General features: G+C 57.3%; 13 protein-coding genes. 7 read left to right on the forward strand and 6 right to left on the reverse strand.

The genetic code is table 11. The features are described from left to right. Positions 1-56 precede the first annotated feature (56 nt). Both lplA and ACQG11_RS12885 read right to left on the reverse strand, forming a co-directional pair. The gene (gene lplA, locus ACQG11_RS12880; protein WP_023305408.1) at positions 57-1073 is read right to left on the reverse strand and encodes a lipoate--protein ligase LplA; all 1017 of its coding nucleotides are present in this window, start codon (positions 1071-1073) and stop codon (positions 57-59) included. Between the two features lie 39 nt (positions 1074-1112). Next, positions 1113-1757, reverse strand: coding sequence for a YtjB family periplasmic protein (locus ACQG11_RS12885; protein ID WP_015572615.1), 645 nt, complete (start codon positions 1755-1757; stop codon positions 1113-1115). Between the two features lie 117 nt (positions 1758-1874). Here ACQG11_RS12885 and serB point away from each other — a divergent pair, with 117 nt between their 5' ends. The 3 genes from serB (at position 1875) to nadR (ending at position 5572) form a co-directional block, all read left to right on the forward strand. After that, positions 1875-2843 (forward strand): phosphoserine phosphatase, encoded by a 969-nt coding sequence (gene serB / locus ACQG11_RS12890; protein ID WP_003856524.1) that lies wholly within the window; start codon positions 1875-1877, stop codon positions 2841-2843. Between the two features lie 75 nt (positions 2844-2918). Beyond that, positions 2919-4304 carry a DNA repair protein RadA gene (gene radA, locus ACQG11_RS12895; protein WP_003856523.1) on the forward strand — a complete coding sequence of 462 codons (1386 nt, stop codon included), beginning with the start codon at positions 2919-2921 and terminating at the stop codon, positions 4302-4304. A gap of 35 nt (positions 4305-4339) precedes the next feature. Then, on the forward strand, positions 4340-5572 hold the full coding sequence (nadR, locus tag ACQG11_RS12900) for a multifunctional transcriptional regulator/nicotinamide-nucleotide adenylyltransferase/ribosylnicotinamide kinase NadR (protein ID WP_003856522.1): 1233 nt from the start codon (positions 4340-4342) through the stop codon (positions 5570-5572). Between the two features lie 111 nt (positions 5573-5683). Here the strand turns inward: nadR and ACQG11_RS12905 are convergent, their stop codons facing one another. After that, positions 5684-6685 (reverse strand): zinc-binding alcohol dehydrogenase family protein, encoded by a 1002-nt coding sequence (locus ACQG11_RS12905; RefSeq protein ID WP_045308048.1) that lies wholly within the window; start codon positions 6683-6685, stop codon positions 5684-5686. Between the two features lie 107 nt (positions 6686-6792). Here ACQG11_RS12905 and ACQG11_RS12910 point away from each other — a divergent pair, with 107 nt between their 5' ends. Continuing rightward, positions 6793-7692, forward strand: a complete 900-nt coding sequence (locus ACQG11_RS12910) for a LysR family transcriptional regulator (protein WP_022646992.1) — start codon at positions 6793-6795, stop codon at positions 7690-7692. A gap of 93 nt (positions 7693-7785) precedes the next feature. Here ACQG11_RS12910 and ettA read toward each other — a convergent pair whose 3' ends face one another. Beyond that, positions 7786-9453 (reverse strand): energy-dependent translational throttle protein EttA, encoded by a 1668-nt coding sequence (gene ettA, locus ACQG11_RS12915; RefSeq protein WP_063163154.1) that lies wholly within the window; start codon positions 9451-9453, stop codon positions 7786-7788. Between the two features lie 226 nt (positions 9454-9679). Between ettA and sltY the strand changes: the two genes are divergently transcribed. After that, positions 9680-11617: a murein transglycosylase gene (sltY, locus tag ACQG11_RS12920; protein ID WP_063163153.1), complete on the forward strand. Its 1938-nt coding sequence runs from the start codon at positions 9680-9682 to the stop codon at positions 11615-11617. 55 nt (positions 11618-11672) lie between these two features. Further along, positions 11673-12002, forward strand: coding sequence for a trp operon repressor (gene trpR / locus ACQG11_RS12925; RefSeq protein WP_003856511.1), 330 nt, complete (start codon positions 11673-11675; stop codon positions 12000-12002). Positions 12003-12029: 27 nt separating this feature from the next. Here trpR and yjjX read toward each other — a convergent pair whose 3' ends face one another. Then, on the reverse strand, positions 12030-12545 hold the full coding sequence (gene yjjX / locus ACQG11_RS12930; RefSeq protein WP_022646994.1) for an inosine/xanthosine triphosphatase: 516 nt from the start codon (positions 12543-12545) through the stop codon (positions 12030-12032). 48 nt (positions 12546-12593) lie between these two features. On the opposite strand from yjjX, the gene gpmB reads away from it, so the two are divergent. Beyond that, positions 12594-13241 carry a 2,3-diphosphoglycerate-dependent phosphoglycerate mutase GpmB gene (gene gpmB / locus ACQG11_RS12935; protein ID WP_063163152.1) on the forward strand — a complete coding sequence of 216 codons (648 nt, stop codon included), beginning with the start codon at positions 12594-12596 and terminating at the stop codon, positions 13239-13241. Here gpmB and robA read toward each other — a convergent pair. Then, a complete protein-coding gene (gene robA / locus ACQG11_RS12940) occupies positions 13238-14107 on the reverse strand; it encodes an MDR efflux pump AcrAB transcriptional activator RobA (protein ID WP_022646995.1) in 870 nt (289 codons plus the stop codon). The genes gpmB and robA overlap by 4 nt on opposite strands. Positions 14108-14257: the final 150 nt, after the last annotated feature.

Raw genomic sequence — 14257 nt, forward strand, 5'->3', positions numbered from 1 at the left:
TGACCCGGCCTACGGTTTTGTAGGCCCGCTAAGCGCAGCGCCAGCGGGCTTTTTTACTAGCGCACGGCCTGAGCAATCCACGCCGATACATCCCGCAGCTCTTTTTCCTGCTCAGGAAAATCCCCAATTAATGCATCACATTCCTGCTGCAGCATATCCGCCCGATACAGACAGCCCTGTAAACGTGCGGCCAGCGCCTCCAGCGGTGCAGGATTGAGACTATCCGTAAAGACCTGCGTGCGGGTAATATGGCCCTTCTCCACGTCAAAGTGCAGCTCAACGCCGCCCCATGTAAATCGCTCATCCAGCAGGTGTGAAAACGCCGGTGCCTGACCGAAGTTCCACTCCCAGCTGCTCTGGCGCGCAAAGGTTTCCGCGAAGTTGGGCAGGTCCGGTGTTTTGTCAGGGGAGATCACTTCAGCTTCTACCCGCTCACCGTAATGTTCGAAGAAGGCTTCACGGATCGCGTCGCAAATCTGCTCATGAGTAATCCCCGGCAGCAGATCCACCAGATTCGCCACGCGACCGCGCACGGAGGTAATGCCTTTCGCCTGGAGCTTTTTCTTGTCCGGGTTCAGATAGTTTGCCAGACGGCTCAGATCGGCATTCAGCAATAATGTGCCGTGGTGGAATCCGCGATCCATCGTTTCGCGGTAGGCTGAGCCTGACACTTTCCGGTCGCCTTCAGGTGTTTTCACTACCAGATCGTTACGACCCGAGGCTTCAGCCGTCACGCCGAGCGAATTGAGCGCGTTGAGCACAATGGAGGTCGAGATGGTTTTGTCGTATTCCGGCTTGCCCGCCATAAAGGTAAAGCAGGTGTTGCCGAGATCGTGGAACACCGCACCGCCGCCGCTGCTGCGGCGCGCCAGGCGGACGTTGTCCTCTTCCATACGGCGGGTGTTACACTCTTTCCACGGATTTTGCGCGCGGCCAATAACGACCGTATCAGCGTTGCGCCAGAGAAACAGGACGCGCTGGGTGGCGGGCATCTGGCGGAAGATGCACTCTTCCACCGCGAGATTAAACCAGGGATCGTAAGAGTCAGAGATAAGCAGGCGTAACGTCGACATGGCAGAGTTCCTTTTCCGAATCATCCGCCTACTTTATCACTATTCTTTCTTCTCGCTCTCTTCCTCTTCGGGAACTGACTTGCTGGCGGTTAACAGGAACGGCGACTGCTGCCAGCGGGTGCGCTTGCCTTGCAGCAGCGTGCGCGCCAGTACCACGCCAATCGCCAGCGAGAGCAGCAGCATCAGGCGCAAAATATTGGTGGTGTTATCCACCTGTTTGGCTTCGGTTGGCAGGGTGTGGGTGTCGAGTGTCAGACGTAAATAGCCGAGTGGGCCATTCTTGCCCTGAATGGGTTCAACGATTTGTTGATTGAAATAACCGCCAGCTTTTTTGCCGTCCAGCGCCAGCCTGTCGCGCACGTCGACATGCTCACCCGCGCGGGCAATCAGGTCGCCCTGTTCATCGTACACGCCCGCATCCAGAATGCGGCTGTTTTCCGTAAGCTGGCGCAATACCTGGGCTATCCGCTTGTCATCCGGCGTTTCGGTGCGCATAGACGGCGCAACGTTGAGCGTCACCTGGCGCGCCAGCGTACGGGCCAGTTCTTCAAACTGTGGGTTACGCTGTCGTTGGTGATTCTGGCTAAACCAGGATGCCCCCTGCATAAGCGCCACTAATAGTGCGAGACAGATCAGGACAATCACGGCGCGATGAAGCCGGAATTTCAGTTTTGCGCGAGCCATATTCCACCTGCTTAAAATTTACGGCTTAATGTTGCCAGAAGTGATGGTTACAGGGTAGCCTCATGCGTTATTTTCCCTCTGGAACCTTCCGGCGCGAACGAAATTACAGGAGCTTCAATGCCGAACATTACCTGGTGCGACCTGCCAACGGATGTCTCTTTATGGCCAGGATTGCCGCTCTCTTTAAGTGGCGATGAGGTGATGCCTCTCGATTACCACGCTGGCCGTAGCGGCTGGCTGCTGTACGGACGCGGCCTGGATAAGCAACGCCTCACCCAGTATCAAACTAAACTGGGCGCAGCGATGGTCATCGTTGCGGCCTGGTGCGTGGAAGATTATCAGGTTATTCGCCTGGCGGGTTCCCTGACGCAGCGCGCCACGCGTCTGGCGCACGACGCCGGGCTGGACGTAGCCCCGCTCGGCAAAATTCCACACCTGAAAACGCCTGGCCTGCTGGTGATGGACATGGACTCTACCGCCATTCAGATCGAATGTATCGACGAGATCGCTAAACTGGCGGGCAGCGGCGAGCTGGTGGCGGAAGTCACCGAGCGCGCGATGCGCGGCGAGCTGGATTTCACCGCCAGCCTGAGACAGCGCGTGGCGACCCTGAAGGGGGCCGATGCTAACATTTTGCGTCAGGTGCGCGATGAACTGCCCCTGATGCCAGGACTGACGCAGCTGGTGCTCAAGCTGGAGACGCTCGGCTGGAAAGTGGCGATTGCCTCCGGTGGGTTCACCTTCTTTGCCGATTACCTGCGTGACAAGCTGCGTCTGACCACCGTGGTGGCAAACGAGCTGGAGATCATGGACGGCAAACTCACCGGACAAGTGATTGGCGACATCGTGGATGCGCAGTACAAAGCCAATACGCTGACGCGTCTGGCGGAGAAATACGCCATTCCGGTCGAACAGACCGTCGCCATCGGCGATGGCGCGAACGATCTGCCGATGATCAAAGTTGCCGGACTGGGTATTGCCTACCACGCCAAGCCGAAAGTGAATGAAAAGACGGAAGTCACTATCCGTCATGCTGACCTGATGGGCGTGTTCTGCATTCTCTCCGGCAGCATTAATCAAAAATAGCGGCCTGCTTTTGTAGGCCGGGTAAGCGTCAGCGCTATCCGGCGCGCAGACCGCACAGAAATAACGAGGTAAACCGTGGCGAAAGCTCCAAAACGCGCATTTGTCTGTAATGAATGTGGTGCGGATTATCCGCGCTGGCAGGGGCAATGCAGCGCCTGTCATGCCTGGAACACCATCACCGAAGTGCGTGGTGTGGCGGCTTCGCCGAGCGTGGCCCGCAATGAACGGCTGAGCGGCTATGCGGGCAATGCAGGCGTGTCGAAGGTACAAAAACTTTCGGATATCAGCCTTGAGGCGCTGCCGCGCTTCTCAACCGGATTCAAAGAATTTGACCGCGTACTCGGCGGTGGCGTAGTGCCGGGCAGCGCCATTCTGATCGGCGGTAACCCGGGCGCGGGTAAATCGACCCTGCTGCTGCAAACGCTCTGCAAGCTCGCCGAACAGATGAAAACCCTGTACGTCACGGGCGAAGAGTCACTCCAGCAGGTGGCGATGCGCGCGCACCGCCTCGGTCTGCCGACCGGCAATCTGAATATGCTCTCGGAAACCAGCATCGAGCAGATCTGCATGATCGCCGAAGAAGAGCAGCCGAAGCTCATGGTGATCGACTCCATCCAGGTGATGCACATGGCGGACATTCAGTCGTCACCGGGGAGCGTGGCGCAGGTGCGTGAAACGGCTGCGTACTTAACGCGCTTTGCCAAAACGCGCGGCGTAGCGATAGTGATGGTGGGCCACGTCACCAAAGACGGCTCGCTGGCCGGCCCGAAAGTGCTTGAGCACTGTATCGACTGCTCGGTGATGCTCGACGGCGATGCGGATTCCCGTTTTCGTACCCTGCGCAGCCATAAAAACCGCTTCGGCGCGGTGAATGAACTGGGCGTGTTTGCCATGACCGAGCAGGGGCTACGCGAAGTCAGCAACCCGTCGGCCATCTTCCTGAGCCGTGGCGACGAAATTACGTCCGGTAGTTCGGTGATGGTGCTGTGGGAGGGGACGCGTCCGCTGCTGGTTGAAATTCAGGCGCTGGTGGATCACTCGATGATGGGTAATCCGCGGCGCGTGGCGGTCGGTCTGGAACAGAACCGCCTGGCGATCCTGCTGGCGGTGTTGCACCGTCACGGCGGCCTGCAAATGGCGGATCAGGACGTGTTCGTCAACGTGGTTGGTGGGGTGAAGGTTACGGAAACCAGCGCAGATCTGGCGCTGTTGCTGGCGATGGTCTCCAGCCTGCGCGACAGACCGTTGCCGCAGGATCTGGTGGTATTTGGCGAAGTAGGGCTGGCGGGCGAAATTCGCCCGGTGCCGAGCGGTCAGGAGCGTATCTCCGAAGCGGCAAAACATGGCTTTCGCCGCGCAATTGTTCCGGCCGCCAACGTGCCGAAAAAAATCCCGGAAGGGATGCAGGTTTTTGGCGTTAAAAAACTCGCAGATGCGTTAAATGTCTTTGACGACTTATAATTACGTATTCGATTTTGCAGGAGGCACCGTAATTTATGTCATCATTTGACTACATCAAGACCGCTATCCGCCAGAAGGGCTGCACGTTACAGCAGGTAGCGGACGCCAGCGGCATGACCAAGGGCTACCTGAGCCAACTGCTGAACGCCAAAATCAAAAGCCCCAGCGCGCAGAAGCTGGAAGCGCTGCACCGTTTTCTGGGGCTTGAATTTCCGCGGATGCAAAAGAACATTGGCGTGGTGTTCGGTAAGTTCTACCCGCTGCATACCGGGCATATCTATCTGATCCAGCGCGCCTGTAGCCAGGTCGACGAGCTGCATATCATCATGGGTTATGATGAAACCCGCGATCGCCAGCTGTTTGAAGACAGCGCCATGTCGCAGCAGCCCACCGTGCCGGATCGCCTGCGCTGGCTGCTTCAGACCTTTAAGTATCAGAAAAATATTCGTATTCATGCCTTTAACGAAGAGGGCATGGAGCCGTACCCGCACGGCTGGGACGTGTGGAGCAACGGCATCAAAGCGTTTATGGAAGAGAAGGGCATTGCGCCTAACTGGATCTACACCTCTGAAGAGTCCGACGCGCCGCAGTTCCGCGAGCATCTGGGTATCGAAACCGTGCTGATCGATCCTAAACGCACCTTTATGAACATCAGCGGGGCGCAGATCCGCGAGAACCCGTTCCGCTACTGGGACTACATTCCGACCGAGGTGAAGCCATTCTTCGTGCGTACGGTGGCGATCCTCGGCGGCGAGTCGAGCGGGAAATCGACGCTGGTGAATAAGCTGGCGAATATCTTCAATACCACCAGTGCGTGGGAGTATGGCCGCGATTACGTCTTCTCACACCTCGGTGGTGACGAGATGGCATTACAGTATTCCGACTACGATAAAATCGCGCTTGGTCATGCCCAGTACATTGATTTCGCGGTGAAATACGCCAATAAAGTCGCCTTTATTGATACCGATTTCGTCACCACGCAGGCGTTCTGTAAAAAGTACGAAGGACGTGAGCACCCGTTTGTGCAGGCGCTGATTGATGAATACCGCTTTGATCTGGTTATCCTGCTGGAAAACAACACCCCATGGGTAGCCGACGGCATGCGCAGCCTGGGCAGCTCGGTAGACAGGCGTGAGTTCCAGACCATGCTGGTGGAGATGCTTAACGAGAACAACGTTGAGTTTGTGCATGTGGAAGAGTCGGATTACGACACCCGTTTCCTGCGCTGCGTCGAGCTGGTGAAAGAGATGATGGGTGAGCAGGGGTAAAAGATTTACCCCTCACCCTAACCCTCTCCCCAAAGGGGAGAGGGGATCGCACGGAGCTGTCTTTACCCTCTCCCCCGTGGGGAGAGGGCAGGGTGAGGGGGAACAAACCACTCAATACTCAACCACCACTTTCCCACGCATATGCCCCTCCAGCACCATGCGGTGCGCTTCGGTAATGCTTTCCACGCTCAGCCCGTGCAGCGTTTCGCTGAGCGAGCTTTCCACCACGCCGTTATCCACCAGCTTCGCCACCTCATTTAAAATCTCGCCCTGGCGCGCCATATCCGCGGTCTGGTACATGCTGCGGGTGTACATAAATTCCCAGTGCAGGGCGGCAGATTTGGACTTCAGCTTGTCCTGGTTTAGCGGATGCGCATTTTCAACGATGGAACAAATGTGTCCCTGAGGGGCAATCAGATCGCTGACCGCATCCCAGTGCCCGTCGGTGTCGTTGAGGATAAAAATGTAATCCACAAAGGTGAGCCCCTGTTTCGCCAGTTCACCCTTCAGGTCGCGGTAATCTACGACAACGTCAGCCCCGCGATCGCGACACCATCGGGCGGAATCTTCTCGTGAGGCGGTTGCGACGATCTTCACCTTGCTGTTGTGCTTCGCAAACGGGATCGCCAGCGATCCGACTCCACCCGCGCCGCCAATTATCAGCAGCGTTTTATCTGCGTCGGCATCCTGAATCTTCAGCCGTTCAAACAGGCCTTCCCACGCGGTGAGCGCCGTCAGCGGCAGTGCTGCCGCAGAGGCCCAGCCAAGGTTTGCAGGCTTGTGCCCGACAATGCGCGCATCGATAAGCTGGTGCGTGGTATTGCTGCCCGGTCGGGTGATATCCCCCGCGTACCATACTTCGTCACCCGGTTTAAATCCGGTGACGCCAGCCCCGACGGCTTTGACGATCCCGCTGGCATCCCACCCGAGAATGCGCGGCTCCTTCAGCCCGCTTTTAGCAATGCCTGCATGTACCTTGGTGTCCACCGGGTTTACGGAGACGGCTTTCACCTCCACCAGCAGATCGTACTCGCCGGGCTGCGGCATCGGCGGGGTAATTTCAACGAAGGTGGAGGGATTTTCTGGGTTAACGGCAATGGCTTTAACAGACATGATGTTCTCCTCAATGAATGCGTTGTGTTGAGGCTAGTCTATTAAGTGGTCAGTTGCATGATAAGATGGACAATCAAGAACTCAGCGTTCGTACAGGGTGAACAATCATGTTTAAACAGCTACAGGATATGGCGCTGTTTGCGCTGGTGGCTGAGATGGGCAGCTTTACTGCGGCGGCGCAGAAGGCTGAACTGCCGAAATCCAGCGTCAGCCAGCGCATTAGCCAGCTGGAGCAGCAGGTGGGGATCCGCCTGCTTAACCGCACGACGCGCAGAATAAGCCTGACGTTTGCGGGCGAGCACTATCTGGTGCACTGCCGCGAGATGCTGGCGGCCAGCGAGCGCGCGGAGTATGCCATTCAGCGGCTGCGAGAAAACCCCAGCGGACGGCTGAGGATCACCTGTCCGGCAGGGATTGGCGCGACGCTGCTGGCGCATATGAATGCCGAGTTCCAGCTTCGCTACCCTGACGTGTCGCTGGATGTATCAATTTCAGACGATGTGGTAGATCTGGTCGAGTCGGGTTTTGACGTGGCGCTGCGCACCGGCAAACCGCAGGATTCTTCCCTGATTGGCCGCATGATTGGGCACTGTCCGCGCTACATGCTGGCCTCGCCTGACTATCTGGCGCGTCGGGCGCCGTTAATCCATCCCCGACAGCTGGTGGATCACCGCTGCATTACGCACCGGGCATGGTCGGAGTGGCTTCTGCGAAGCGAGAGTGAGGATTACCGCTACCTGCCGGATAACGCCCACATGACGGATAACCTGGTGTACGCCCGAGAATGCGCCATTGCCGGGGCGGGGATCACGCTGTTACCCGCATTCCTGCTGGAAGATAAAATCGAAAAGGGCGCGCTGGTAAAGGTGCTACCGGAGTGGCGCGTTGAGGGGAACGATCTCTGGCTGGCCTATCCGAGCCGTAAGCTCAATTCGCCTGCGCTGATGAGCTATATCGACTTTGCGATGCAGTTTGATGAGGTGAAGCGGTATTACGTGGGCAAATAAAAAAGCCGGGTGGCGGCTTCGCCTTACCCGGCCTACAAACAGCGCAGAACCGTAGGCCGGGTAAGCGTGAGCGCCACCCGGCTTTTTGGGCACTTACTTAGAAATACGCTTGTACTTAATACGCTTCGGCTCCAGCGCGTCGGCGCCCAGCGTGCGTTTCTTGTACTCTTCGTATTCGGTGAAGTTACCTTCGAAGAACTCCACTTTACCTTCGTCCTGGTAGTCCAGAATGTGGGTTGCGATACGGTCAAGGAACCAGCGGTCGTGCGAGATAACCATGGCGCAGCCCGGGAATTCCAGCAGGGCGTTTTCCAGCGCGCGCAGGGTTTCGATGTCCAGGTCGTTGGTAGGTTCATCGAGCAGCAGAACGTTGCCGCCAACCTGAAGCAGCTTCGCCAGGTGCAGACGACCACGCTCACCGCCAGACAGCTCGCCCACGCGTTTGCCCTGGTCGGTGCCCTTGAAGTTAAAGCGGCCAACATAGGCGCGGCTTGGCATCTCGGTGTTGCCGATACGCATGATATCCAGACCGCCGGAGACTTCTTCCCACACGGTTTTGCTGTTGTCCATCGCGTCACGGAACTGGTCAACGGAGGCCAGCTTCACGGTCTCACCCAGGGTGATAGAGCCGCTGTCAGGTTGTTCCTGACCGGACATCATGCGGAACAGGGTGGATTTACCCGCGCCGTTCGGACCGATAATGCCGACGATAGCGCCTTTCGGTACGGAGAAGGTCAGATCGTCGATCAGCAGGCGGTCGCCGTATGACTTACGCAGGTTGGTCACTTCAACCACTTTATCCCCCAGACGTGCGCCAGGTGGAATAAACAGTTCGTTGGTTTCGTTACGTTTCTGGTATTCGGTGTTGTTCAGCTCTTCGAAGCGCGCCAGACGGGCTTTGCCCTTGGACTGACGGCCTTTCGCGCCCTGACGAACCCACTCCAGCTCTTTCTCAATAGACTTACGGCGCGCCGCTTCCTGAGACGCTTCCTGCGCCAGACGCTGATCTTTCTGCTCCAGCCAGGAAGAGTAGTTGCCTTCCCACGGAATCCCTTCACCGCGGTCCAGCTCCAGGATCCAGCCCGCCACGTTGTCGAGGAAGTAGCGGTCGTGGGTAATTGCCACCACGGTGCCTTCGAAGTCGTGCAGGAAGCGTTCCAGCCACGCCACGGATTCCGCATCCAGGTGGTTGGTCGGTTCGTCGAGCAGCAGCATGTCTGGTTTTTCCAGCAGCAGGCGGCACAGCGCCACGCGGCGGCGTTCACCACCGGAGAGATTCGCGATTTTCGCATCCCAGTCCGGCAGACGCAGGGCATCTGCCGCGCGCTCCAGCTGCACGTTCAGGTTGTGACCGTCGTGCGCCTGGATAATCTCTTCAAATTTGCCTTGCTGAGCGGCCAGTTTGTCGAAGTCCGCATCCGGCTCGGCGTATTTGGCATACACTTCATCCAGACCTTTCAGGGCGTTAACCACTTCGGATACCGCTTCTTCAACGGATTCACGCACGGTGTGTTCCGGGTTCAGCTGAGGTTCCTGCGGCAGGTAGCCGATCTTGATGCCAGGCTGCGGACGGGCTTCACCTTCGATGTCTGTATCGATGCCGGCCATGATGCGCAGCAGGGTGGACTTACCGGCACCGTTGAGACCCAGAACACCGATTTTTGCGCCCGGGAAAAAGCTCAGCGAGATATTTTTAAGAATATGACGTTTCGGCGGGACAACTTTGCCGACACGATGCATGGTATAAACGAATTGAGCCACGTTGGACTTCGCCTCTTTTATCGTGATGAGAATGAATTTCAGCCTCGAAGTGTAGCCTTTTTCACGCCCTAATCCCAGCCAGGAACGTCGGGAGTGTTAAAACGCGCAAGAAAGGTAAAAAAGTGTCCATGACGTGGCGCGTTGTGGGATGCCTGGTTAGCATAAGTTGAGGTAACTTTCACGTGGCAAGACGCTGCAACTGACGAAAAACAATGAGGAAGAGCTTGTGGAAAAAGCCAAACGGGTGGTCTGGCGTCTGCTGGCTGCCAGCGTATGCGTAATGGCGGTAAGCCAGGCGGTGCATGCCGATTCACTGGATGAACAACGTAACCGCTATGCCCAGATTAAGCAGGCATGGGACAACAAGCAGATGGATACCGTGCAGGCGCTGATGCCGACGCTGAAGGATTATCCGCTGTATCCGTATCTGGAGTATCGTCAGATCACTGATGATCTCATGAATCAACCGACCGTCACCGTAAATAACTTCATTCAGGCGAACCCGACACTGCCGCCTGCGCGCACCTTGAAGTCCCGGTTTGTGAACGAGCTGGCCCGTCGCGAAGACTGGCGCGGCCTGCTGGCTTTCAGCCCGGATAAACCGGGCGCGACGGAAGCGCAGTGTAATTACTATTATGCGAAATGGGCGACCGGTCAGCAGGAGGAAGCCTGGACCGGCGCGAAAGAGCTGTGGTTGACGGGCAAAAGCCAGTCAAACGCCTGTGACCCGCTGTTCAGCGCCTGGCGCGCCTCGGGCAAGCAGGATCCGCTCTCTTACCTGGAACGTATTCGCCTGGCGATGAAGGCCGGAAACACCCGGCTGGTTACCGTGCTGGCGGGCCAGATGCCCGCGGATTATCAGACCATTGCCTCTGCCGTTATCAGTCTGGCAAACGATCCCAATACCGTGCTGACGTTTGCGCGTACCACCGGCGCGACCGATTTTACCCGCCAGATGGCGGCGGTGGCCTTTGCCAGCGTGGCGCGTGAGGATGTGGAAAACGCCCGGCTGATGATCCCGCAGCTGGTGCAGGCCCAGCAGCTTAATGACGATCAAACCCAGGAACTGCGCGATATTGTGGCATGGCGACTGATGGGAACAGATGTCACCGACGAACAGGCGCGCTGGCGTGACGACGCGGTAATGCGTTCAAACTCTGTCTCGCTGGTGGAGCGTCGCGTGCGCATGGCGCTGGGAACGGGCGATCGTCGTGGCCTCAATACCTGGCTGGCGCGCCTGCCGATGGATGCTAAAGAGAAAGATGAATGGCGTTACTGGCAGGCGGACCTGCTGCTGGAGCGTGGTCGTGAAGACGAAGCCAAAGCGATCCTCCACTCCCTGATGCAGCAGCGCGGCTTCTACCCGATGGCGGCGGCGCAGCGTCTGGGCGAGGAGTACACCCTGAAGATCGACAAAGCGCCAGCCAACGCGAACCCGGCGCTGACGCAGGGTCCGGAAATGGCGCGCGTGCGCGAGCTGATGTACTGGAATCTGGATAATACCGCGCGCAGCGAATGGGCCAACCTGGTCACCAGCCGTACCACCGACGAGAAGGCGCAGCTCGCCCGCTATGCGTTTGATAATCGCTGGTGGGATCTGAGCGTGCAGGCGACGATCGCCGGCAAGCTGTGGGATCATCTCGAAGAGCGTTTCCCGCTGGCTTATAAGGATCTGTTCGATCGCTACACCAGCGGCAAAGATATTCCGCAAAGCTACGCGATGGCCATTGCCCGTCAGGAAAGCGCCTGGAACCCGAAAGTGCGTTCGCCGGTGGGGGCCAGCGGCCTGATGCAAATTATGCCGGGCACCGCGACGCACACGGTGAAGATGTTTAATATCCCAGGCTACAGCAGCCCGTCCCAGCTGCTGGATCCGGAGACCAACATCAACATCGGTACCAGCTACTTGCAGTACGTCTATCAGCAGTTCGGTAATAACCGCATCTTCGCGTCAGCGGCGTACAACGCCGGGCCAGGCCGCGTGCGGACATGGCTTGGTAACAGCGCAGGGCGACTCGACGCCGTGGCGTTCGTCGAGAGCATTCCGTTCTCGGAAACGCGCGGATATGTGAAGAACGTGCTGGCGTATGACGCCTACTATCGGCACTTCATGGGGGAGAAAGATGCCCTGATGAGCGATGCCGAGTGGCAGAGACGTTACTGATCGGCGCGGGTTGTGTTATGCTGTACTCGTTAATGAGTACAAGAGGCAGCATAACATGACCCAGCATTCCCCGTATTCCTCGGCCATGGCCGAACAGCGTCATCAGGAGTGGCTTCGTTTTGTGGAGTTGCTCCGCCAGTCTTACGACAAAGATCTGCATTTACCCTTGCTACAGCTGATGCTGACGCCAGACGAGCGTGAAGCGCTGGGTACACGGGTACGCATTATTGAGGAACTGCTGCGTGGCGAAATGAGCCAGCGTGAACTGAAAAACGAGCTGGGCGCGGGCATCGCGACGATTACCCGGGGTTCAAACAGCCTGAAGTCGGCGCCGGTTGAACTGCGTCAGTGGCTGGAAGCGGTATTGCTTAAAAACGCCGGATGACGGCTTCGCCTAATCCGGCCTACAAACTTAACGATAAATCGCGTTATGGAACGGACTTAACGCCAGAATAACGGCCTGGTGGTAAACGCTCGAACGGGTGAGCTTGCCCGCGGTAAAGACGCCAATCGCCCCCTCTTTACGACCAATCTCATCAATGCCGGTGTAGTGCGACATTACCGGCCCCAGCGCCTCACCCGCGCGGACTTTCTCCAGTATGACCTCCGGCAGCGGCAGCGTGGCTGAACGCGCTTCGCCGCGCTGCTCGCGGCTTTCGATGACAACCCAGCTGAAGGTCGCCCCTTCGTCGATACCTGCTTCAATCGCGACCCAGAAGTCAGCATCTGGCGCGGCGGCTTTTGCATTCGCCACGCGATTTCGTGCGCCAGCGCGTGTTTCCTCGCTGCCAAACGGCTGTTCCGGCACACCGCTCTCGACGCCGACGGCGTCAATATGGCAGGATCCTTCGCCGAAGATCTCTTCAAATGCCCTTAGAATTGCCTGAATTTTGGCAGGATTGGTGGTAGCAGAGACAACATGGTGCATAATTAAGCTCGATTTAAAAAATTCATCGCAGTATAACGGAAAAAAAGCATGTTACAGGTATACCTTGTTCGCCACGGTGAAACGCAGTGGAACGCCGAGCGACGTATTCAAGGCCAGTCAGACAGTCCTCTCACCGACAAAGGTGTGCAGCAAGCGTGGCAGGTGGCGGAGCGCGCCAGAACGCTGGGTATCACTCACGTCATCTCCAGTGATTTAGGCCGCACGCAGCAGACGGCACGCATCATCGCCGATGCCTGTGGCTGCGACGTGACCCTTGAACCGCGCCTGCGCGAGCTGGATATGGGCGTGCTGGAAAAACGCCCTATCGATACGCTGACGGAAACCGAAGAAGACTGGCGTCGCACGCTGGTGAACGGCACTGAAGATGGTCGCATCCCTGAGGGGGAATCCATGCAGGAGCTGAGCGTGCGCATGCATGCCGCGCTGGCCGAGTGCCTGAAACTCCCGGCAGGTAGCCGACCGCTGCTGGTGAGCCACGGTATCGCGCTGGGTTGCCTGGTGAGTACCATTCTGGGGCTGCCGGCTTACGCCGAGCGCCGTTTGCGTCTGCGCAACTGTTCCATTTCCCGTATCGACTATCAGGAAAGTGCCTGGCTGGCATCGGGGTGGGTGGTTGAGATGGCAGGGGACATTTCGCATCTTGATGCCCCTGCACTGGATGAGTTGCAGCGTTAACGACGTACCGGAATCAGGAATTCCATACGCAGATTGATAGGGCCTTCTTCCGGTTTTGCATCTTGCGCCGGATAGTAGCGCTCAATGTCCTGACCTTTACGGCGATTCAGATTCAGCATTGGCATGCAGGTCCCGTAAACGGTCAGGATGAACTCCTGAACGCCCGTTCCTAACCCTTCGTATGAGAACATCACATACTCGCCGCCTTCCAGCACGACAGGCTTCGAGCCATGAATGTAACCGTTTGCCATGTCAGGCGTCAGCGCCGTGGTATAGAACACTTCCTGCTCGTCATCTTTTTCCTGGCTTGGATACGTTTCGTTCAGGCCATACAGAATCGGCGGGATCGCCGGAGCGTGGCTTAAAAATTCGCGCCAGAACTGAACGCGCATCTGATGGCGGAACTCGGAGATCTGCTCCAGGGAACAGGAGTAGCTCTGCGTGGTGCCGACCAGGTGCGTTTCCGGCAAGGTGATGATTTCATATTTTGGCATCGCAAACTCGCCCAGACGCAGCGGCGGACGCATACCAAAGGAGCTCCAGTCCGGCGAGCGGCGATAAAGCGCTGGCGTTAACGAGAACTGTTTTTTAAAGGCGCGAGTGAAGGTTTGCTGTGAATCGAAGCGATATTGCAGGGCAATATCCAGGATTGGTCGCGCGGTCAGGCGCAACGCGACAGCAGACTTTGATAAACGACGTGCGCGAATATAGGCACCGATAGCATGACCGGTGACATCCTTGAACATCCTTTGCAGATGCCACTTGGAATAGCCTGCTTTTGCCGCCACATTATCCAGTGACAAAGGCTGGTCGAGATGACCTTCCAGCCAGGTGAGCAGGTCGCGAATAATTCCAGCCTGATCCATATACTATCCTCATCCTTAAAACTGCCGCAGGTGCCTGTTTACAGGTTAGCGGATAATAGCATTTTTTGACGTTTTAGCATTCAGTGTTTTTTTTGCGCATAAATGCTTTTTGTGGTGATTTAAGTGCGGATATATTCTAATCCTGTGATC

The sequence above is a fragment of the Enterobacter cloacae complex sp. 372C4 genome (assembly GCF_050030615.1).
Lineage (GTDB): Bacteria > Pseudomonadota > Gammaproteobacteria > Enterobacterales > Enterobacteriaceae > Enterobacter > Enterobacter intestinihominis.

Excerpts from the sequence above, each read along its gene's own strand:
- lplA (WP_023305408.1), bottom strand. The coding sequence starts at position 1,073 with ATGTCGACGTTACGCCTGCTTATCTCTGACTCTTACGATCCCTGGTTT.
- ACQG11_RS12885 (WP_015572615.1), bottom strand. The coding sequence starts at position 1,757 with ATGGCTCGCGCAAAACTGAAATTCCGGCTTCATCGCGCCGTGATTGTC.
- serB (WP_003856524.1), top strand. The coding sequence starts at position 1,875 with ATGCCGAACATTACCTGGTGCGACCTGCCAACGGATGTCTCTTTATGG.
- nadR (WP_003856522.1), top strand. The coding sequence starts at position 4,340 with ATGTCATCATTTGACTACATCAAGACCGCTATCCGCCAGAAGGGCTGC.
- ACQG11_RS12905 (WP_045308048.1), bottom strand. The coding sequence starts at position 6,685 with ATGTCTGTTAAAGCCATTGCCGTTAACCCAGAAAATCCCTCCACCTTC.
- ACQG11_RS12910 (WP_022646992.1), top strand. The coding sequence starts at position 6,793 with ATGTTTAAACAGCTACAGGATATGGCGCTGTTTGCGCTGGTGGCTGAG.
- trpR (WP_003856511.1), top strand. The coding sequence starts at position 11,673 with ATGACCCAGCATTCCCCGTATTCCTCGGCCATGGCCGAACAGCGTCAT.
- yjjX (WP_022646994.1), bottom strand. The coding sequence starts at position 12,545 with ATGCACCATGTTGTCTCTGCTACCACCAATCCTGCCAAAATTCAGGCA.
- gpmB (WP_063163152.1), top strand. The coding sequence starts at position 12,594 with ATGTTACAGGTATACCTTGTTCGCCACGGTGAAACGCAGTGGAACGCC.
- robA (WP_022646995.1), bottom strand. The coding sequence starts at position 14,107 with ATGGATCAGGCTGGAATTATTCGCGACCTGCTCACCTGGCTGGAAGGT.